At 52.9% G+C, this 21,159-nt stretch carries 18 protein-coding genes; 7 read left to right on the forward strand and 11 right to left on the reverse strand.

Going from position 1 to position 21,159, the window contains the following annotated elements:
• The first annotated feature begins 322 nt into the window (after positions 1-322).
• From B1H56_RS06310 to B1H56_RS06325, 4 genes are all read left to right on the forward strand, one after another.
• On the forward strand, positions 323-1,804 hold the full coding sequence (locus B1H56_RS06310) for a radical SAM/SPASM domain-containing protein (protein WP_066517694.1): 1,482 nt from the start codon (positions 323-325) through the stop codon (positions 1,802-1,804).
• A gap of 152 nt (positions 1,805-1,956) precedes the next feature.
• Positions 1,957-2,271 (forward strand): YbjQ family protein, encoded by a 315-nt coding sequence (locus B1H56_RS06315; protein WP_066517692.1) that lies wholly within the window; start codon positions 1,957-1,959, stop codon positions 2,269-2,271.
• A 21-nt stretch (positions 2,272-2,292) separates the two neighbouring features.
• Entirely contained in the window at positions 2,293-2,949 is a 657-nt protein-coding gene (locus B1H56_RS06320) for a trimeric intracellular cation channel family protein (RefSeq protein WP_066517688.1), read from the forward strand.
• Between the two features lie 80 nt (positions 2,950-3,029).
• On the forward strand, positions 3,030-4,058 hold the full coding sequence (locus B1H56_RS06325; protein ID WP_066517682.1) for a GntR family transcriptional regulator: 1,029 nt from the start codon (positions 3,030-3,032) through the stop codon (positions 4,056-4,058).
• 168 nt (positions 4,059-4,226) lie between these two features.
• On the opposite strand, the gene B1H56_RS06330 is transcribed toward B1H56_RS06325, so the two are convergent.
• The 8 genes from B1H56_RS06330 to B1H56_RS06365 all read right to left on the reverse strand — a co-directional run bounded on the left by B1H56_RS06330 (position 4,227) and on the right by B1H56_RS06365 (position 13,898).
• A complete protein-coding gene (locus B1H56_RS06330; RefSeq protein ID WP_066519170.1) occupies positions 4,227-5,621 on the reverse strand; it encodes an L-fucose/L-arabinose isomerase family protein in 1,395 nt (464 codons plus the stop codon).
• Between the two features lie 92 nt (positions 5,622-5,713).
• Entirely contained in the window at positions 5,714-6,625 is a 912-nt protein-coding gene (locus B1H56_RS06335; RefSeq protein WP_066517680.1) for a class II fructose-bisphosphate aldolase, read from the reverse strand.
• Complete coding sequence (locus tag B1H56_RS06340; protein ID WP_162938965.1) at positions 6,622-8,139, reverse strand: FGGY-family carbohydrate kinase; 1,518 nt, start codon at positions 8,137-8,139, stop codon at positions 6,622-6,624. Before B1H56_RS06340 ends, B1H56_RS06335 begins: the two co-directional genes overlap by 4 nt.
• Positions 8,140-8,152: 13 nt before the next feature.
• Complete coding sequence (locus B1H56_RS06345; RefSeq protein ID WP_066517676.1) at positions 8,153-8,836, reverse strand: D-lyxose/D-mannose family sugar isomerase; 684 nt, start codon at positions 8,834-8,836, stop codon at positions 8,153-8,155.
• A gap of 63 nt (positions 8,837-8,899) precedes the next feature.
• A complete protein-coding gene (locus B1H56_RS06350; protein ID WP_066517668.1) occupies positions 8,900-9,889 on the reverse strand; it encodes an ABC transporter permease in 990 nt (329 codons plus the stop codon).
• A gap of 4 nt (positions 9,890-9,893) precedes the next feature.
• Positions 9,894-11,387 carry a sugar ABC transporter ATP-binding protein gene (locus B1H56_RS06355; protein WP_066517665.1) on the reverse strand — a complete coding sequence of 498 codons (1,494 nt, stop codon included), beginning with the start codon at positions 11,385-11,387 and terminating at the stop codon, positions 9,894-9,896.
• 129 nt (positions 11,388-11,516) lie between these two features.
• Positions 11,517-12,662: a sugar ABC transporter substrate-binding protein gene (locus tag B1H56_RS06360; RefSeq protein WP_066517663.1), complete on the reverse strand. Its 1,146-nt coding sequence runs from the start codon at positions 12,660-12,662 to the stop codon at positions 11,517-11,519.
• Positions 12,663-12,881: 219 nt separating this feature from the next.
• Entirely contained in the window at positions 12,882-13,898 is a 1,017-nt protein-coding gene (locus B1H56_RS06365) for a LacI family DNA-binding transcriptional regulator (RefSeq protein WP_066517661.1), read from the reverse strand.
• A gap of 286 nt (positions 13,899-14,184) precedes the next feature.
• Here B1H56_RS06365 and B1H56_RS06370 point away from each other — a divergent pair, with 286 nt between their 5' ends.
• On the forward strand, positions 14,185-15,030 hold the full coding sequence (locus B1H56_RS06370; protein ID WP_066517660.1) for a PocR ligand-binding domain-containing protein: 846 nt from the start codon (positions 14,185-14,187) through the stop codon (positions 15,028-15,030).
• 69 nt (positions 15,031-15,099) lie between these two features.
• Here B1H56_RS06370 and srlD read toward each other — a convergent pair whose 3' ends face one another.
• Positions 15,100-15,873, reverse strand: coding sequence for a sorbitol-6-phosphate dehydrogenase (gene srlD, locus B1H56_RS06375; protein WP_066519168.1), 774 nt, complete (start codon positions 15,871-15,873; stop codon positions 15,100-15,102).
• A gap of 30 nt (positions 15,874-15,903) precedes the next feature.
• Positions 15,904-17,016, reverse strand: coding sequence for an MGDG synthase family glycosyltransferase (locus B1H56_RS06380; protein ID WP_066517653.1), 1,113 nt, complete (start codon positions 17,014-17,016; stop codon positions 15,904-15,906).
• A gap of 252 nt (positions 17,017-17,268) precedes the next feature.
• Here B1H56_RS06380 and B1H56_RS06385 point away from each other — a divergent pair, with 252 nt between their 5' ends.
• A complete protein-coding gene (locus B1H56_RS06385; protein WP_066517650.1) occupies positions 17,269-18,330 on the forward strand; it encodes an undecaprenyldiphospho-muramoylpentapeptide beta-N-acetylglucosaminyltransferase in 1,062 nt (353 codons plus the stop codon).
• Positions 18,327-19,802 carry a methyltransferase gene (locus B1H56_RS06390; protein WP_066517645.1) on the forward strand — a complete coding sequence of 492 codons (1,476 nt, stop codon included), beginning with the start codon at positions 18,327-18,329 and terminating at the stop codon, positions 19,800-19,802. The genes B1H56_RS06385 and B1H56_RS06390 overlap by 4 nt, the downstream gene beginning before the upstream one ends.
• A gap of 69 nt (positions 19,803-19,871) precedes the next feature.
• Here the strand turns inward: B1H56_RS06390 and B1H56_RS06395 are convergent, their stop codons facing one another.
• Positions 19,872-21,140 carry an MFS transporter gene (locus tag B1H56_RS06395; RefSeq protein ID WP_066517642.1) on the reverse strand — a complete coding sequence of 423 codons (1,269 nt, stop codon included), beginning with the start codon at positions 21,138-21,140 and terminating at the stop codon, positions 19,872-19,874.
• Positions 21,141-21,159: the final 19 nt, after the last annotated feature.

A 21,159-nucleotide genomic window follows, 5' to 3' on the forward strand; every position in this document is an offset into this window, starting at 1 on the left:
TCATTTTATTTATCCAAACGCACTGCCTGGCAAAAAAAATTTTCTCATTTCCGTTTTTGAACATTCTTTTGGAAAATACGCAAAAAGCGATAGTTACGCATTTTTTAATTGAACGCCGGTTCATAGCATCTTGAAATATCAAAATACCGCATTAAAAAGGGATTTTTTGCCTTGACAACGCCTCCCGAAATCCGTATTATTTTATTAAATGAACTATGGTTCGTATTAAAATATTCATAGCGGACCTGCAATTGACCGTCCGTAGCCGGACGTTTGTATATTGTAAATAATTAATGTAAGGACTTATATTGGAGGTTTTATTATGGCTATTAAGAACTCGATCAAAAGCGCGGGCGCTAACGTTGCGTTCTCTGCGGCATTCAAGTACCTGGAAAAAGATCCGGTCAAGAACCTGCCGAAGCTCCTGAAATGGGCGGACGGTTTCACCAAGGGCAACCAGTGGAATAAATCCGTGAAGAATTTCCAGGACTGGTGGGATCAGCAGACTTGGCAGGGCGTTCTGATGAAACGCGTCCTCACCGACGTAAATGTAAACTATCTCAAGCGTTTCATTCTCAACTTCTTCCTGAACTCCGGCGTAAAGGGAATGCCGATCGCTCAGGCGAAGGGCAAAGAAATGGGCGTCAATATTCCGTGGGCAATCCTGATGGACCCGACTTCCGCATGCAACCTCAAGTGCATCGGCTGCTGGGCTGCCGAATACGGCAAGCATTACAACCTGACCTATGAAAAGATGGACGAGATCATCACCCAGGGCAAGGAGCTTGGCATTTATGTCTACCTGTTCTCGGGCGGCGAGCCGCTGGTTCGTAAAAAAGACCTCATTCGTCTTGCGGAAAAGCATTCCGACTGCGCGTTCGGCGCATTCACGAATGCAACGCTGATCGACGAAGACTTCGTACAGGATCTTCTGCGCGTGGGTAACTTTACGTTCATGATCTCCGTGGAAGGCACGCCGGAAGAAACGGACGCGCGCCGCGGCGAGGGCACGTACGATAAGGTAATGAAGGCGATGAAGCTCTTAAAGGATGCCGGAATCCCGTTCGGTTATTCCGCTTGCTACCACAGCCAGAACTATAAGACCATCGCAAGCGACGAATGGAACGATACGATGATCGAAGCAGGCTGCCTGTTCGGTTGGCTGTTCACCTACATGCCGATCGGTAAGGATGCCGTTATGGATTTGTGCGTAACGCCCGAACAAAGGGCGCATATGTACCAGAGGGTACGCGAAATGCGTGAATACAAGCCGATCTTTATCCTCGACTTCTGGAATGACGGCGAGTATGTCGGCGGATGTATCGCAGGCGGACGGCGTTATTTCCACATCAACTCCAACGGCGACTGCGAGCCGTGCGCGTTCATCCACTATGCAACGCACAATATCAACGAATGTACACTTGAAGAAGCGCTCGGCAGCCCGCTCTTCCGTAAATACCAGGAAGGCCAGCCGTTCTCTGACAACCTTCTGCGTCCCTGCCCGCTGCTCGACAACCCGGACGGCCTGCGGAAGGCGGTTAACGAATCCGGCGCACATCCGACGCAGGACCTCGACCTTGAGGGTGTCGACGTGCTTACGGCGAAGACGGATAAGATCGCTGAGAACTGGAAAGTCAAAGCAGATGAAATCTGGTCTTGCGGTCACTTCCCCTTCAACGGCGTGATTAATGCGGCGATGGATAAGAGGGTGGATACCACGAACGGTCAGGGCGCTGCGGCATGCGGCAACTGCGGACACGTTCAGTGCGACCGTGCTACGGAAATTCCGGAGCATCTGAAATAAAAAATTTACCGTTGCGGCACAGCCGGTTGGCTGTGCCGCATTTTTTATCCTTGCTTTTTTGTATTCCGGGAATTTTCCCGTTTACAATCCTCCCTCCCGCTCTGTATAATAGAATTGTCTATTATCAGGACCAAACCGTCAGGAGAAAAATTATGTTGCTTGTCACACGCGAAAGTATTACGGGAAAAACACTGGAAGAACTCGGGATCGTCTCCGGGAGTACAGTGCAAAGCGTACACATCGGCAAAGATTTCATGGCCGGATTCAAAACACTCGTCGGAGGCGAACTCACATCCTATACGGAAATGATGCAGGAGGCGCGGAAGATCGCCACCGGGCGTATGGTCGCGGAGGCCTCGGCCCTCGGTGCGGACGCCGTCATCTGTATGCGCTACGCTTCCTCGTCCATCACGCAAGGCGCGGCGGAAATCATCGCATATGGAACCGCCGTAAAATTTAAAGACTGATTTTTCCGGAAAGGAACCAGCTTGGAAGATATCATATCCACCTTCCCAACCGCCCTTGAAGTCATCGGCTTGCTTGCCTTCAGCGTTTCGGGTGTAATTGCCGCGCTGCAAAAGCGTCTCGACCTGATGGGGATCATCGTGCTCGCGATTACTACCGCCTGCGGCGGTGGTATTTTACGCGACGTCCTCCTGCAAAACGGAATCCCCGTTTTCTTTACAAACTATTCCTATATCACCACAGTCATCGTCGCCATCGTGGGCACGCTTGCGGCCAACAAGCTTTATTCGCGGCATAAGACGCTGCGCAAATATAACGTCAGCCGTATTTTGGACGTAGCGGATGCGGTCGGCCTTGCGACCTTCGGCACATCGGCGGCGCTTATGGTCATTGCGCAGGGCGGCAATATGCTCACCTGTGTGTTCATCTGCACCATCACCGGCTGCGGCGGCGGGATCCTGCGGGATGTTCTCGTCCAGCGTATGCCGATCATTTTTTCCGGTACGATTTATGCCGCCTGCTGCATTGCGGGCTCGGTTGTCATGTACCTCCTTTACGACTATTGTTTCCTTCCGCGTGAACTCATCACCGCCGTGTGTTTCATATTGATTCTAGGCCTCCGTTTTCTCGGTATTTTCAAAGGCGTCGGCCTGCCGAAAATACAATATCATGCCGAATAGCCGTTCCTCTTGACGTTTTGCTGGTATTACTATACAATACCAGTAGAATGGCCGCGCTTTTGAGCCTTCGGAGGTAGGTTATGATGGATAACGATTTGCTGTATGTTGAACTTAAGAATACGCTCATGCGCAGCATCTACGAAGGAACCTATGCCGCCGGGCAGCCGATTCCCTCCGAGCGTACCCTTTCGGAGCTTTACGGCCTCAGCCGCGTAACGGTGAGGAAAACGCTCCAGCTGCTCGCAAATCAGGGCATCATCCGGAAAAAGACTGGCCTCGGAAATATCGTATCGTTTGAACGCGGCAGCCACCCGGGAAAGCTTGATCAGATCGCCCTTGTCGCTCCCGCACAGCGTACATTTTTTTCGCTTTTCCTCGATCATTTCCAGCGAATCGCCGATGCGGCGGATGCGCTTGTCTTTTTTATACAGCAGTCTGAACGCGAGCGCATTGAGGACACTCTTTTCCGCCTGCTTCTGCACGGCATCCACAACTGCGTCATCTGGCTCGATTACAAAATGCTTGATCCCGTTTATATCGAACGTTTACGCGCGCTTGGGATGAATATGGTCTTTTTCGATATTCCGGTTTCCACTCCCTATGCGGATAATGTTATTCTGGACAATACCGACGCGATCCATTCCCTTTGCCAATATCTCAGGGAAAACGGCAGGTCCCCGCTTGCATACGTGAGCCGGGAAAACACATCCCCTACTAGCTTTTTTGAACGGGAAATTGCGTTTTCTGCCGAAAATCCCCATTCCGTAATCCTTCACATCCCATGGTTCCACAGCGGCTACCTTGCCGAGCATATGAACCGCTTCATCCTGGACACCCTGTATCCGGCGCACCGGCCGGGCAGCCTTTTGTGCAGCGATGGTGAAATCGGCGTCGCGCTGAAAAAGGCGCTGCAATACCACGAGATCGATGATATTCTGATTGCCAGCATCGACGATTTCCCGGAAGCGGAGGAGCTCTCGCTGACTGTCTACAGGCAGCCGTACGACCGTTTCGCGCAGCAGGTTTTCGATTGTCTTGCCACGCAAAACGCCAGCGCGGGCTGGCGGGCCGGAACTTACCGTATCAAAGGCGAACTGCTGATCCGCTAGATCCTTTTCCGTCGCGGCGGCCTTGGTGCCTCCGCACGTTTTTTATCTCATTCCACAGCAAGGGACCGCCCGGAAAAATTCCGGACGGTCCCTTTTAGAGGAAATAGAGCTGCAAGATTAATAGCTCCCTAGTTCTTTACCTTACCGCGGCTTCTTATACAGCCGCCTCTACAGGTCCATAACCTCGAACCCAAGATACCCGCGGTATGCCTCGACCAGCGCGTCCCTGTTTTGCCCTGCGGAAACGCTCACATGATGCCTGAATCCATTTTTCGCAATTCGATATAGCTTTTTCTGCAAATCCGCAATCCGGGCCACTCCGCCCGTCCCAAAATATTCCGCTTCAATGGGGTCGTTTACAAATTCCCCGTTATCCACATAAGCGACGATCGTTCCGCTGTCTGTTTTGGCGCTCGAATAGGTCATCGGCATCGCCCGGATCGTTCCCTGGTTTACACCCCAGCTCACATCGTCCCCCATCGTTTTTTTGAACATTTTATGTTCTACGATCGTTCCTTTATCCTTCATCATCGTATTGCAGACCGGGCCGCAGTGGAACAAAATACATTTATCCGGCTCGCTGCCATAATTGTTATTGAAGTCAAGGCACATGGCCGGCTGCTCCGACGCGCTCGAAAGCGCCTTCATACAGATCGCATTCGCCAGGTCGAGCTCGCAGGCCGTCACGATTCCCCGTTCGTTAAGCTCGCTTACAAGGCTGCATACGGATATCTGCATTTCCCGCTGGAATTCGTCCCAGCAGCGAATCGTCATGCAGTCTGTCTCCAGTTCCGCTGCGACCTGGTCCGCCGCAAGGCTTGCGCGCACCATCTTGTCCATAGAAGCCGCAGGGACCCGCGTACAGTCCGCATAATTCTCATAAAACTCCATCCTGCTTTTATATTCCGCCGAAAACGGATCGGCAGATTTCATCCGCAGGAAGAAATCCGCAAGATCGACGGTTTCCACCGTGATCCCGTATTTCTGCGCGGTCAGTTCGTCAAAGCGCATGGTCTTGAATGCCGAAACACGCGCTCCCACCGCAGCAACCGTAAGGTTACGCAGGTTTTTCACCACGCGGCACACCGCGCCGAATTTTTTCAGCTCTCCTTTGAATTCTTCACTGTCAAGCCCGACGACATGCGATTGCGTCAGCGAAAAGGGAATCCCGTATTGATAAAACAGGTCTGTAATAGCCAGCTTTCCGCAGAATGCATCCCGGCGGCCGGCAAAGTCCATTTTTCCGATCTCGTCCGGGCAGGCCTGGATCAGGATGGGAACGCCGCAGTCCTTCAGCGCGGCCACCGCTGCCGATTCGTCGCTGAAGTTCGCAAGGCATGCAATCACGCCGTCAAACTTCCCCTTGTTCTCTTCCAGGAACCGCGCGTATATCTTCCCTTCGCGCACCGTTTCGGCAGCGCCGTGGCTGGTCTGCCCCACATCCATGCTGATAAAGTCGCAGCCCGCTTCTTTTACCGCCTTTTCCAGCTGCGGACGCGCTTCGTCGATCACTTCGTCGGGCATAAACGCCCTGTTTCCATAAAATAAAGCAAATGTTGTCATGCTCCTGTCCCCTCCAATTCTCTCCGCTTCCCGGTCTGACGCTGCGCCGTTGCGTTGCCCCGGAAGCAGCGAACGCCGTTTGGGCGGCATTGTCAGCCGCCATACAAAAGACTGCGCGTATCCCGGATACACAGCATATCCGTAATCACCTCGCACACCTTGTCATACACCGCCTGCCGCGCCGCCTCGATATCCTGTCCATCCTTTGCCAGCGCCTTTTCATACGCCTGCCTGATTTCCGTGCCTACGTTGATTTTTGCGATACCTGCCCGGATGCCTTCACGGATACATTCTTTATTGATCCCGCTGCCGCCGTGCAGCACAAGCGGGATTCCCGTCGCTTCGGCAAGCCTTTTCAGGTGTTCAATATCGAGCCGCGCCTCCGGCTTTTTCTGGTGGCGCAGGTTTTCCGCGACCGCTCCATGGATACTTCCCACCGCGACCGAAAGCCAGTCGCATCCGCTTTCCCGTACGAAACGCTCTGCCTCCGCCACATCGGTAAATCCCTTCTTGGTCGCAAATATCTCTTCATAAGGAATTCTCGGGCCGCTTTCGTGGCCCATCACCGCCCCAAGCTCAGACTCGCAGGGAATCCCCGCTTCATGCGCCAGCCCGGCAACCTCACGTGTCGCGCGGATGTTGCCCTCAAGGTCAAGACGGGACGCATCGATCATGACGGACTGGTATCCGGCGGCGATGGCGCGCCTTATGATCGGTATATAGTCCACCCGCTTCTGGTCCTCGTCGACCACCGGAACATGGTCAAGATGCAGGAGCGTATGCTCCGGGTCTTGATATTTTCCGTATTCCTCCGCCACTGCTTCAAGGCTTTGCGATCCGAATTTCTCCCATTCTACCCTTGCCACCTGGATCATCGCCAGCGAATTCATATCCGCCACCGCCTGCACGACGGGCTTCACCATCGGCAGGTAAGGAATGTTGTACGCTGGAATGACAGTCCCACGTTCCCTTGCCCTCGATATTGCGTCTCTTGCATCCATCATGATTTGTAAATCTCCTTTACCGCTTCGTAAAGCCGTTTGTATTTTAAATAATTGCCGCGGTATACCGGTAGGTTCTCCTGCCGCGGACGAAAGGTGTCTTTGTAGCGTATCAGATCCTCCTGCGCTTGCAGAATACTGTCGTAAAGGCCGATCTGGTTATAGCAAAGAATCGCGCTGGCAAGCGTCCCCGCTTCGCTATTTTCCGGCAGGCAGACCTCCTGCTCGAAAATATCTGCGCGGATCTGCATCCACAGTGGGGATTTGGAACCGCCGCCCACCGTAATGATCCGCTTCAGGCTGATGCCGATATCCTCAAGACAGTCAATGTTCAGCTTCATTTCATATGTTTCGCCTTCCATAAAGCTACGAAATAGCGCCCCCCGCGAGGTATTGAGCCGCATTCCCGCGATCGCCGCGGGCGTCCTTCCGTCGGAATACGGCGTGCCGCTCCCGCCCAGATACGGCAGCACGATCAGGCTCGTTGGCTCCTGCGGCGCTTCCCGGTTCAGAAGTCCATAAGCATCCGGCAGTCCTGCAATGTCTTTCGCGAGCGTATCCCGGAACCACTTTACCGTACACCCTCCCGACATATTGAACGCATAGGTCACATACCTGCCCTCTCCCAGATAGGGAACGACGGGGAATTTGTACCGCAGCATCTTGCCAAGGTCCATATTCTTTTCTTTCATTACCGCCGTAAGGCAGTCAACCGTACCCATGCCGTTCGCGATATCCCCTTCTTCACGCGCGCCGCTGCCCACAGCCGCCAATATCTGGTCGTGGCCTCCGAGGATCAGCTTCACATTCCGCGGCATTCCGAGCCGCTCCGCTGCCCGGCCGTTCAGCGTGCCGATCACGCTGCCGCCCGGTGCGGGCTGCGGGAGAACGGATGTATCTACGCCCGCAAATTCCGTCGCGGGCCGCCACCACGCCTTGGCCCTGAAGTCGAACATTCCGCTGCGCGCGGCCAGGGAATAATCGCAGATATGGTCCGCCCCCAGCATATAGGTGACGAAATCGCTGATGAACGAAATACGTTTTACCCGCTCCATCATCTCCGGCCTGTTTTTATTGAGCCACCTCAGTTTATATATGGCAAACATGGGATCGACATAGTTTCCAGTCCGGTCGAATATCTCCCGCTCCGTAAAAAGCGTTTTGAATTCCTCCGCCTCTTTTGTACCGCGGTGATCCATATAGATCATCGTTTTCCCCAAAATTTCGCCGTTTCCATCAAAGCAGACGAACGATTCCCCAAAGGAGGTGACGCAAATCGCCCGGATTTCTTTTTTGTCGCATACCCGCGTTGATTCGGCCAGCACTTCATAGGTCTTTTCGATCAATACCCGCGGATCGAGTTCAAACATCCCTTCTCCCGGACAAATCAGGTCATATTCCCTGTAAGCGTGACCGAGCACATTTGCCCTGCCGTCAAAAACGGTGCTTTTCACGCCGGATGTCCCTACGTCGAGCCCAATTACATACATATTGTCTTCCCCTCGTGTGCGTCCCATGCCATAGCGCTCTTTACTTTCCCGCAGGCATATTCGGGTATTCGCTGAACAGCGGATACAGGATCGCCTCATCTTCTTCTATCGTCGGAAAGCGGCCCGTCTCTTCATAAAACCGGTTATCCACATTGTCGTCATTGGTGCGTGACACTTCACCGATCAGGCATTTTCCGCCTTCCGCCCAGAACGTATGGTATTGCCCCATCGGGAGGGAAATACTTTCCCCCGTACCGATTTCGATCCTCGAGCCCGCCTCCACCTCGTAGGCCCGTCCATCCTGGTAAATGGTGACCGGCGTATCAAGTTTTTCTCCATTTTCACCGGAATTGTAGCACCTGAGGACCAGCAGCCCTCCGCCCCTGTTGATAATATCTTCCTGCTTTTTCCAGTGGAAATGATAGGGTGTAACCTGTCCCTCCTCGCTGATTAAGAGCTTTTCCGCATAGGTCTTGTTGTATTTGGGATCGTGAAAGCTCCCATTTCGGAGGGTAATCATCAAAAGGCCCTTCCGGTGGAAATCCCCGCTGCCGAAATCCGTAATGTCCCAGCCAAGCATACAATCCTTGATCTCGTCGTATTCGCTGTTTTTCGTCTTCCACTCGTCATACGTCCACGTCACAAACGGCGGTAAAGCAAACTTCTGCCCGTCGATGAACGCGATCGCATCGCGCATAATTTGATTGATCTCTGATCTCTTCATAATTTATGTCCCTTCTCTGCTGTTTGCCTGCACAGGCGGCTGTCCGGCCGCCCGCGCCGCTTTCTATTCAGTGACTTCTTTTGCCCGCTGTGCCTTAATAAAGCTGTCGAACGCTACCGCTGCGATCAACACCATGCCGCGTACAAACTTTTGCACAAACTCGTTGATCCCCAGCATCGTCATGCCGTTCTGCAAAATCCCCATGATTAGTACGCCGATGATTACCATATACAGCTTGCCCTGGCCGCCCGTCATACTCACGCCGCCAAGCACCACGCCCGTGATAACGTCCATTTCATAGCCCTCGCCGGCATTCGGCTGGCCGGAATTCGTCCTCGCCAGGATCACAAGACCCGCAAGCGCGCTCATAAAGCCTCCGACAGCATATACCAGGAATTTGATCTTCGATACGTTGACGCCCGAAAGCCGCGAAGCTTCCTCATTGCCGCCCACGCCGTAAATATGGCGCCCTGCGCGCGTCCTCGTGAGGAAGATGATCCCGAATACGAACACACCTGCCATAATCAGCACCGGAATGGGAATCGGCCCCAAATATCCCTGGCCAAGCTGCGTAAAATTCTTATCGAAGCCGAACACCGGAAGTCCGCCTGTGATGATATAGGCGAGACCCCTGATCGATACCATCATGCCCAGCGTCGCGATAAACGGCGGCACGGCCAGCTTCGAGATGAAAAAGCCGTTCGCAAGCCCGAGGCCAATGCCGAACAGGCACATAATAATCGCTGCAAGCACCGGGTTCATCGCCTGTTCCGTCATCAACAGCGCGGCGCCCACTCCGGCAAAGCCCGCTACCGAGCCCACTGAAAGGTCGATTCCGCCTGTCAGCATAATAAACGTCATACCAACCGCGATGATGCCTACGATCGATACCTGCCGCAGAATATTAAAAATATTGTCCGCCGTCAGAAAACGGTTCGACAATATCGTAAAGATCACAATCAGCGCGATCAATACGAATACGATCCCGTAGCTTCCGAGTATCCTCTTGATGCTCTTTCCGCCCAAACTGTTCTGATTCAACTCTTTTTCCATTTCATCAACCTCCTATTAACCCGGAAGCGTATTCCAGTATCAGTTCCTGTGAGAACTCCTCACGCTTCAATTCCCCTACCACATAGCCAAAACGCATCACCAGCATCCTGTCGCTCATACCGATCAGCTCGGGCATCTCCGACGATACCATCAGTATCGTTTTCCCTTCTTCGTCCGTCAGGTGCCTCATCAGGTTATAAATCTCCTGCTTCGCACCCACGTCGATGCCGCGCGTCGGCTCGTCAAAAATGATTACGTCGCACTGCGTTGCGAGCATCTTCGCGAGTACGACCTTCTGCTGGTTGCCGCCCGAAAGGTTTTTGACCAGTTGGTTAATGCTGGGCGTTTTAATCTGGAGCTTGCCCACATATTCTTCCGCGATTGCCGTATCCTTTTTTTTGTCTACGAACGGCCCCCGCATCGCCTGTCCGAGCGAGCTGAACGTCACGTTCTCCTTGACGGACAGCCCAAGGAGAACGCCCTGGTTTTTCCTGTCCTCCGGAAGGAGCCCGATTCCGTGGTCAAGCGCATCCCCCGGGCTTTTGATCCTGACCCGTTTGCCGTTCAGGTATACCTCTCCGGATTCAATGCGGTCCGCCCCGAACAGCGCCTGCATCACTTCTGTACGGCCCGCGCCCACAAGTCCGCCGAACCCGAGGATTTCTCCCTTCCGCACCTCGAAGCTCACATCCTTTATCTTGTCGTTCGTGAGCCCCTTCACCCGCAGGACCGGCTCGCCGAGCTCCGTCACCCGTTCCGGATAATTCTCCCCCAGTTCGCGTCCTACCATGTCGGTAATCAATTCTTTCCTGGTGATGTCCTTAACTTCCTTGGTCGAGATATATTTCCCGTCGCGCAGAACCGTTACGCGGTCGCATATCTCAAACATCTCCTCCATCCTGTGCGAGATGAATATGATCGTTACCTTGTTTTTCTTTAACTTATCTACGATATTGAATAATAGCTCTGTTTCTTTATTGGTCAGCGGCGCGGTCGGCTCGTCCATAATCAATACCTTTGAATTCGCCATCACCGCTTTCACAATCTCCGTGATTTGCTGATAGGCGACTCCAAGATCGCTGATCACCGCCATCGGGTTCAGCTTGATCTCAAATTCGTCCAGCGCCTTCTGCACCTCCGCCGCCATTGCCTTTTTGTTGACGAACGCACCCTTCATAATCTCTTTTCCATAAAATACGTTTTCCGCAACCGTAAGGTAGGGAATGAGGTTGAATTCCTGATACACCGCCGATATCCCTTTTTCAATCGCTTCAATCGGCCCCAGTTTCGGATAACTTTCGCCATTCAATACGATCTCTCCCCGGGTCGGCTCGATCGCCCCTGTCAGCATCTTAATCAGCGTCGATTTTCCAGCGCCGTTTTCGCCTGCCAGCGCATGGACCTCACCCTCTTTAAAACCTACCGATACGCCGTCCAGCGCTTTTACCCCGGGATAATATTTGCAGAGATCCTTCACTTCCAATATATAATCTTGCATTTCTTCTCCTCCGCCTTTTTCCGCAGTCGGATTTCCGACAAAACCTTGCCGCGCTCCCGCAGCGGGGAGCGCGCTTTCAGGTTTTACATTTGGTTCACTGCCGGTTGCCCGGCCATGCCATATCCCGGCTTAAGATTCGGAGCCTTTCGCAGTCCATCCGGCGAGGACGTCTTCCTGCCATACCGGATCCATGTTGAAGTATGTCGTCTTGACCGCATCGCCGACCGGCATTACGCCGCTCTCGATGATGTCGTGGATCGCTTTTACGCAATTCTCCCCTGTGTCGTAAGGGCCAATGTCAACGGTAGCGCGGTAAACGCTCGTCTCGTCGTTCATCTTTTCGATTGCTTCCGGCGTAGCGTCTCCGCCGCCGATGTAGAACTTATCGAGAATATCCTGGGAAAGGTTCATGCCCTTTACCGCTTCCACAGCTCCGAGCGGGCCCGAGTCGTTGTTGCCGGTAATAACGTTGACTTCGGGATGCTGCTGCATAACGTCTTCCGTAATCTGCATTCCTTTTTCCGGATTATCGCCGGCCTGCCGTGCAACGATCACCGCATCCGGGCACAGCTCCATGATCTTATCCTGGATACCATCCGCCCTCTTGACGACGGATTCAACGTTATCCTGGGAGATAATCAGCACGTTGCCTTTACCGTCAAGTTTTTCGTTGATCCACTTTGCGGCGTTCTCGCCGATGACCTGTCCATAGGAATACTCGTCGATGGTAAAGATCGCATTCGCGTTCGGAACGAGCTGTGCAAAGGAGATCACGATGATGCCCTGTTCATTCATCTTCTGCGTCACATCGATCAGCGCGTTGGAGTCGATCGGGCACGAGATCACCGCAGTTACGCCCTGGTTCATAAAGTTCTCGAAGTCGGAGACCTGCTTGGCAACGTCATAATTGGCGTCCACAACGGTCAGCTCATAGCCATATTCCTTGCACATCGCTTCGACACCATTTTTAACTGAAACAAAATACGGGTTCGCGAGCTGCGGGATCGACATGCCGATCGTCACATTGCCGCTTTCCTTCGCAGCCTTAATCAGCGCGTCGTTTGCCGTCGATGCCACCTGTACGGCCTGCGTTGCCTGTGCGTCAGGCTCTTTACTCTCCGCGGCGCTTGCTTCCGTGCTTGTTTCCGTGCTTGCTTCTGTGCTCGCCTCCGGCGCGCTCGTGGATGGTTCTGCCGCCGGTGTGGAACACCCTGTCAGGACCATAGCCGCTGCCAACATAATTGCCAGAACTGTTACAAATACTGTTTTTTTCATTTTTCCTCGCTTCTTTCTTTTTTATTTTCCTAAACGCATTTCGCGTAAAGAAGACCGTTCGTAAGGGCGTCCATAGTTCCGCGTCCACAAGCCATAAGCGGCTTTCCACTGCCGATTGGGTACACAAAACAATCCGACCTGCAAATATATCTGCTTATATTCCGGCCGATTCCGGTCGCCATTTACTTTTCAAAAATTTTTAGTTCTTCAGATGGTTTTTTATTTTGTCGTATTCCGGATCACAAGCTCCGGCCTGATCGAGACGATCCTTTGCTTTCCGGCCGGCGCTCTGCGCGCCCCGCCCTTGATCTCTCCTTCAAGGATATCCATCGTCTGCCGGCATATGTCGGCAAGCGGCTGCCGGACCGTCGTGATCGGTTTTTGCGCGAGCTCCGCAAACATCATATCGTCAAACCCCGCGACCGAAATATCCTCCGGGATACGTACGCCTCGTTCGTCGAGACGCTTCATGATTGCCAGCGTCATCATGTCGTTGATACATATGATCGCCTCCGGCCCGCGCTCGAGGATGCTGTCCGTTATGTCGTACGCAGCCTGGAAATTCGGCTCTTCCACATAGAACAGGTTTTCCTCCGGCGCCGTGATCCCCATTTCGTCCATTGCCTTCATAAAACCGTGCAGCCTCAGCTTCGTGAAATTTGCATCCATCCTGACGTTAAGGAAGCAGATGTTCTTCAGTCCCTGATTCAGCAGGTAACGGGTCATCTCGTATTCACCGCTGGAAAAGTCGCACATTACGCAGGGCTCCGTGCAGCCGTCATAGGTTTCCGTGCAGAACACCATCGGAATCTTCTCCGTCCGCAGCATCTCAAGATGTCCGATATCTGGATGGTCGCGCAGCATCGGCACAACGATCACGCCGAGCACCCTGCGTTCCATAAAACTTTCAATGTACATCTTTTCGGTACGGCTTTTGCTGTTCGATATCCCCAAAAGCAGCGTATACCCTTTTTGCTCCGCGAGCTTTGCCATGATGTCCACAATCGAGCTGTAATAGGGATTTATGATTTCGGGGACGAGCAGCCCAATCGATCTGCTGTCCTTCGTTACAAGGCTCCTTGCGGAATAGTTCGGTACATAAGCGAGCTTTTGGGCAATCTTCAACACCTTGTTCCTTGTTTCGGCATTCACGCCCCGTTTATTGTTGATCGCCATCGACGCCGTCGCGACCGATACCTCTGCCTCTCTGGCAACATCCTTAATCGTAACCTTCATTCACTCTACCCCGGCCAGTCATTTGAAACGTTTAGAATTTGTTTGAATAAAAAAACTCCGCCTCGCTTTAATCGTTATTTCTCCTCTTCCAGAAAATCCTCTTAAAAATCTGCTGAGTTCCTCTAATGCAATTCTATGGTGTCTGGTTCATTTGAAACGTTTAGAACTTGTTTATGGGTTGATTATAGCAATCTTTGATGCGATAATACTAGTAGAGCAATATCAAAAAATAGTAAAATCGTACTTTTTATGTGAGAATTTTACAAAAATCTTACGGATGTAAATTATGAGCTTGACACTGGATACCGAAAACCTGCGGGGGTTTTTACAACATTTCAATACCATCACTGGGCTGCGCATTGCCCTTTTCGACCTTGATTTCAACGAGCTGTTGTCGTGTCCCGAGCAACCGAACCCGATCTGTGATCGGATCAAGGCAAGCAGCGTCGGCCGGGAGCGCTGCCGCAAGTGTGATCTTGCCGCCCAGCTTTATATCAAGGAAAATCCCGAAAGCAACCACATTTACTTCTGCCATTCGGGGCTTGTGGACGGCATCGCCCCCATTACGGATGAGACGCAGATCATCGGTTATATGATGATCGGGCAATGCCTGTCATGCGATATGTCGATTGGGGACGCCTGGCAAAACACCGTCCGCCTGTGCTCTGATTTTACGGATCTTGGCGACCTCAGGGAACAGTTCTTCGCGACTCCGCAGCTTACGAACGAACAGATCCGCGCGTGCGCATACCTAACCAACGCCTGCGCCAGTTATGTGCGCCTCAAAAACTATGTGCGTCTCAGGCAAAACGATATTTTTACTACAGCAAGCAAATACATTGAACGCAATCTCCCGGGCGACCTCTCCTCGGACCACCTTTGCACGGCTCTGCTCGTTCCGCGCAACGCGCTTTTTAAAGCCGTCAGAGACGAAACCGGCCTGACGCTTGGCCAGTATATCCTGCAGCGCAGGCTGAAGTATGCGAAATATTTGCTCAAAAATACCAAGAATACCATTGCACAAACCGCTGAAAAATGCGGTATCAGCGATTTTAATTATTTTTCCCGCCTGTTTAAAAAACAATATGGCATTTCGCCCCGGGAATACCGGAAATCTCCCGGTATGGATTAGAAAACAGGGATCAAAAAGCGGGCGGAAGGGATTCCCCTCCGCCCGCTTTTGGTGAAATGGTCTTTTCCTTTACGGCTGCATCTGCTGGCCGCCCGTCACGTTAAGCGCCTGACCCGTCATATAGGCCGCGTCGTCGCTCGCGATGAACACGAGGCAATTCGCGATATCTTCATACTGGCAGCCTCGCTTCATCGGCACCTGGTTGATATATTTCTGGCGCACCTCTTCCTCCGTGATGCCCTGGTTTTTCGCATACTGTTTGAACAGGCTGTTCACCCACAGCGGGCTGTCGAGCATGTTGCCCGGGCAAATCGCGTTTACGCGGATATTATCCTCCGCAAGCTCGAGCGCAAGGCTTTCCACAAGACCGATCCCGCCGAACTTCGACGAAGCGTACGCGGAATTTTTCGCCGAACCCTTTTTGCCGGATTTGCTGTTGATCTGCACGATGCTGCCATAGCCCTGCTTTTTCATCACCGGCACCGCGGCCTTCACCGTGTTGAAGAAACCGCACAGGTTTACGTCGATCACGAGCTTCCATTTTTCGGGATCGAACTCCTCTACCACGCCGGAAAGGACGATCGCCGCATTGGCAACAAGGATGTCGACCCTGCCATATTTGTCTACGGCCGCCTGGATCAGCGCCTCACAGTCGGCAAATTTGGTTACATCGAGTTTCACCGCGACAGCATCGGCGAGCATCTTGGCCGTTTCCTGCGCGCCTTCATAATTCATATCGCCGACGACGACTTTCGCTCCTTCGTCCGAGCACCTTTGGGCAAGCGCCTGTCCGAGGCCCTGTGCCGCGCCCGTGATTACCACCACTTTGTCCTTAAACTTCATACACCGTTCCATTGTTTCTCCTCCCTTGCATCACACAAGCTTTTCTATAAATTCCGCAAGCGTTTTTGCGCTGTGCTTTTTCCCCCATTTCCTCTGCGCCCGCTCCATTTCTTTCAGCTTCAGGTCGTTGAGGCGCAGCTGCATGATGACCTGGCTCACACTCTGGTACTGGCTGCAGTGCACTGCCAGCGAATTATTCAAAAGGAACGCAAGATTCATATTCTCAACGCCCGGCATGGGCTTCATCAGCAGGAGCGGTTTCCCTTTCGCAACCGTCTCCGAGGAGGAAAGCCCGCCCGGTTTGGTGATGACGATATCCGCCGCATCGATATATTCCTCCATATTATCCACAAAGCCCAGGACATGCACCTCATTTTTATATTCCATTGCGGTAAGCCTGCTTTTCAGGCGCTTGTTCGATCCGCATACCGCGACGAGCTGGATGCCTTCCATCTGGTCCACATCCTCCATCACCGGGGTCATACCCGCAAAACCCATACCGCCCGAAGCGAGCAGCACGGTAAATTTATCAAGATCAAGGCCCAGCTTCCTGCGCGCCTCGTTCCGCGGGATCGCCCGTGCGAATTTAGGATCCACCGGGATTCCGGTCGGAAGAATCTTGTTTTCAGGAATACCGCGCTGGGTAAATTCGGGGATCAGCAATTCATTTGCCGCCACAAAATAATCCATCGCCGTATATTCCCAGAACGGGTGCAGGGAATAATCCGTCACAATACCGATGCTCTTGATCCGGTCGTCGTACGTTCCCGCTTCCTTCAGGGCGGTAATCAGCATCGCCGTCATCACGATCGAGCATACGATCACATCCGGTTTTTCTTCGTCGATATATTTTTGGAGCTTGCTTTTGGCAAGGTTGGCGAACGCCCATGGGAAATACAGTTTCATATCCGCGCGGCCGTTGGCCTTTTCAGCGCCCTTATAAATCGTCTCGTTCAGCTTGGGGACAAACCGGCCCATAGCAACATAGCCCTTATCGAACCCCAACCCGATCGCTTTATTCAAAAATTTATACGTATCGAGAATATCGCATTGATGTCCCTTTTTCAAAAGCGCCGCGCGCAGGGCCTTGCTTGTCGAATTGTGCCCCTGCCCGACAGTCATACTTAATACAAGTACCTTCATGATTCAACCTCTCACTTTATCCCCAATGCATTAAATATAGCATAAACACAGGTCATTATCAACGGCATGGAGCGTAAAGAATTCTTACAAATTCCCCGCTCCGGACAGAGAGTTTCATTTTCTGCGCAATCCTTTTTAAAAGAAATCATCCGGAATGTTATTTTGGTCCGAAAAGCCACAACCATGCTCTTGCCCGCGTCTTTCCATTATGCTATGATGGGTAAGGTTATTATTCCATAGGCAGGTATACGAATGAGTAAAAAGATTGTATTGACAGGCGGCGGCAGCGCCGGACATGTTACGCCGAACCTCGCCCTCATTCCCGGGCTTTCGGAGCACGGCATCGAGGTGCATTACATCGGCACAGCGGAAGGAATCGAGCACACGCTTGTACACGGCGTTCCTTACCACGTAATCGAGGCGGGAAAGATGCGCCGCTATGCAAGCGCCAAAAATATCAGCGATATTTTCAAAATTTTTAAAGGCTACGGACAGGCCAAAAAAATCCTGCGCGGCCTCAGGCCGGATCTTGTTTTTGCCAAGGGCGGTTTTGTATCCGTTCCCGTCGCATGGGCGGCGGCAAAACTTAAAATCCCGGTCATTCTGCACGAAAGCGATTATACGCCCGGCCTGGCCAACCGGCTGTGCACGAAAAAGGCGCAGAAAATATGCCTTTCGTTCGACACGCGCGGAGCGGCGGGCGGCAAAGGGATTCTGACCGGTTCCCCGATCCGCAGCGACCTTCTGACCGGCAACCGGGCCGCCGGTCTTGAAAAACTGGGGTTTAGCGGCTCAAAACCCGTGTTATTAATAATGGGAGGATCTTTGGGCGCACAGGCGATCAACGACGCCGTCGACGCGGGAATCGACGAACTGGCAAAACGGTACAGTATTGTCCATCTCCGCGGGAAAGGAAAGCTTAATCCCGCACTGGAAGGCAATCCCGATTATCGGCAGTTTGAATATGTGGAGGATGGCCTCAATGATATCTTTGCGGCGGCCGATCTCGCGCTTTCACGCTCCGGCGCAAATGCGATTTTTGAATTTCTTGCATTGAAGCTCCCGGCGCTCCTCGTACCACTTCCTCTGTCCGCAAGCCGCGGAGACCAGATCTTGAATGCGAATTATTTTCAGAAACGCGGCTATGCAAAAGTGCTTGAACAGGAAAACCTGACCCGGGATACGCTCCTTGAGGCCCTGAGCGACCTTGAAGCACACCGGCAGGAGCTTACGCTGAATATGGCGCAAAGCACAGAGGCAGACGGTACGAACAATGTCCTCAATATTATTTTAGAGAGCATTGGTGTAAAATGAATATTCAGAATTTTGTCGAAAACTATCACATCCTGCCTGCGGCAGAACGCAAGGAAGGCCTTTCCTGTATCATCAAAGAAGGAAAGCTCCAAACCGTATACAACCAAGCCAAGGGGGCGAATACGCGTGCGGCTTTGCGCGTGATCGCGGATGCGGACGGCCGCGCGGCCGATTTCGTGCGCGCCAATATTGACGGCATCCTGAAATTCCTGCGTACGGGCGACGCTAAGGTACGCATGCATGCCGCCCAGATCATCGGCAATACCTGCGCGGGCGAATACCTCGACGAGCTGATCGACGCGATTATGCACGAACAGACAATGTTTGCGCTTCCCTCTTACCTGCTGGCCATCGGCCGGGCCAAAAACGACCGGGCGAAGCACTTTTTGGATTCCTACCAGCTGAGAAGCGACCTCGACAAGCACCGCGAAGAGGAAAAAGCTGCGCTCGATAAGGCCCTCGCGGGTTTTATCATGCGAAAAAAAGCGCGGGTACGCATCCTGCCGACGGATATCGTGATGCTCGCTTCCCCGAACCCGAACGTAACCTACGCCCAATGCACCGATGCCGGCCTCAAACCTAAAAAGCTGGGGCGGTATATCGCTGTTTCGGGCCTGAATGATTTTTACGATATTTACCAGCTGCGCACTTATACGGACGCATACATTTACCTCGGATCCGCATCCATGGCGGACCTTCCCTCGTTCCTCGCGCAACGTGAGCGCGCCGTCATCCAGCGGACCGGCGTAACGGGCTACCGCCTCGAAGTGCGCAGCGTTACACATGAGGTGCGGCTGGATATCATCAAAAAGTGCGTCGCGGCAATGAAGGAGCTGATCAACACGCCTTCCTCCTATTCCATTGAGATCATGATTGAAATGGATGGAGACAAGGCGCAGGTCTTTTTGAATCCGCTCACGGACGAGCGCTTTGCTTACCGCAAGAAAGCGATTCCCGCCAGCATCAATCCCGGAGTCGCCGCCAGCGTATGCGCCTATGCGAGCGAATTTTTCAATCCCGACGCACGTGTGCTGGATAATTTCTGCGGCAGCGGCACGATGCTTTATGAGCGGGGATTTTATCCGCACCATTCCCTGACTGGGGCGGATATCAACATGACGGCGGTCGAAGCCGCCAAGGAAAACAGCCGCTATGCCCACGTCCATCCGCAGTTCCACTACATCGACTGCCTCAAATTCACAGCAAAAAAATATGACGAAATCATTGTCAATATGCCCTTTGGGCTGCGCGTAGGCAGCCACTCCAAAAACGAACGGCTCTATAAGGCATATTTCCGTATCCTGCCCGGTATTCTGACGGATGAAGGACTTGCCGTGCTGTATACGCACGAAAAACAACTGACCGAGCAGCTCATCAGGGCGTGCGGCAGTTTCGACGTGCTCAAGCGCGCGACCTTTGATGCGGGCGGTCTTTATCCGGCCGTTTACGTACTGCGCAAAACCGCCAAATAGTAGATATTTCCGCACAAAAAATGGAAGCGCCGCTTCCATTTTTTATTTTCCAATAGAGCTCAGCCGTGCTTACCGCTCCGGTTCCGCTTCTACCCTCCCCGGCAGTTTTTCCGTCTTTCTCATCCGCTTCATTGCTATGATCCCGCCAACGATGATAATGGGAAACAGGATGGCAGATAAAAGCCCGATCCTGAGGCCGATCTGCTCCGGTGTAAATCCGTCCGCCGCTGCCTGCGCAACGAGCGCGGGCGAATTTTGCGCCCCTTCCGATACAAAACCCGTGATCCACGGCCCAATGGAACATCCAATATCCCCGCAGATCGCAAGTATCCCGAACATCGCCGTACCGCCGCCCGGGTAGCATTCCGAGGAATAGCTGAGCATGCCCGGCCAAAGCAGACTGACTGCAAGGCCGCAAAGTGAGCATCCCATCAGCGCAAACACCGGGTTGTTGGCCAGCGAAGCAAGCAGGTAAGACGCCACGCATAAAACCGAACATACGAGCAGCGCACCCGTGAGGTTGATCCGCTTCCCCCACAGTCCGTAAAACGTTCTTCCAAGGCCCATAAATACGGCGAACAGGCAGGGGCCGAGCAAATCGCCCATCACCTTCGATACGCCAAGCGCCCGTTCCGCAAACAGGGACGACCACTGCGCCATCGATAATTCGGCCGCGCCCGCGCACAGCATCATTATCATTGCGATCATAAATATCTTTGACGCAAGTAATTTTTTGATCGGTATTTTCTCATGCTCCTCCGCGGGCGTAGGGATCGGCACCTTCAGGAAGCTGAGACCGTTCGCAAGGGGCAGTACCGCCCACAAAACGGGCAGGATTATCCACAACCCATGTCCGAATACCTGCAGGAATACCGTGGAGAGCAGCACCACCAGTACCTGTCCCCAACAATAAAAGGAGTGCAGCAAGCTCATTGCCGAGGCCTTATCGTCGCCCGGCACCGCATCTACAATCGGGCTGATGAGCACTTCGATCAGGCCGCCGCCGATCGCATAAAGAATCACCGCGAGACACAGACCGGCATAAGGCGTTATGACGTTCGGCAGGATCCCGAGCGCCACCAGCCCCACCGCGCAAAGGATGTGCGCCGTCACCATACATTTACGGTAACCGATTTTATCCGCAAATTTCACCGCAATCGCATCCACGACAAGCTGCGTGCCGAAATTCAGAAAAATCAGGTTCCCAATCATGGAAAGCGATAATTCAAATTGCTGCTGGAATATGACGAACAGCAGCGGGGCCAGGTTGTTGATCGCAGCCTGCACAATATATCCCCGGTAACAGGCATGGATTGTGCGTTTGAATGTGTGTACCATTTTTGCCTCTCCGCGGCGC

It is taken from the genome of Christensenella minuta (assembly GCF_003628755.1).
Lineage (GTDB): Bacteria > Bacillota > Clostridia > Christensenellales > Christensenellaceae > Christensenella > Christensenella minuta.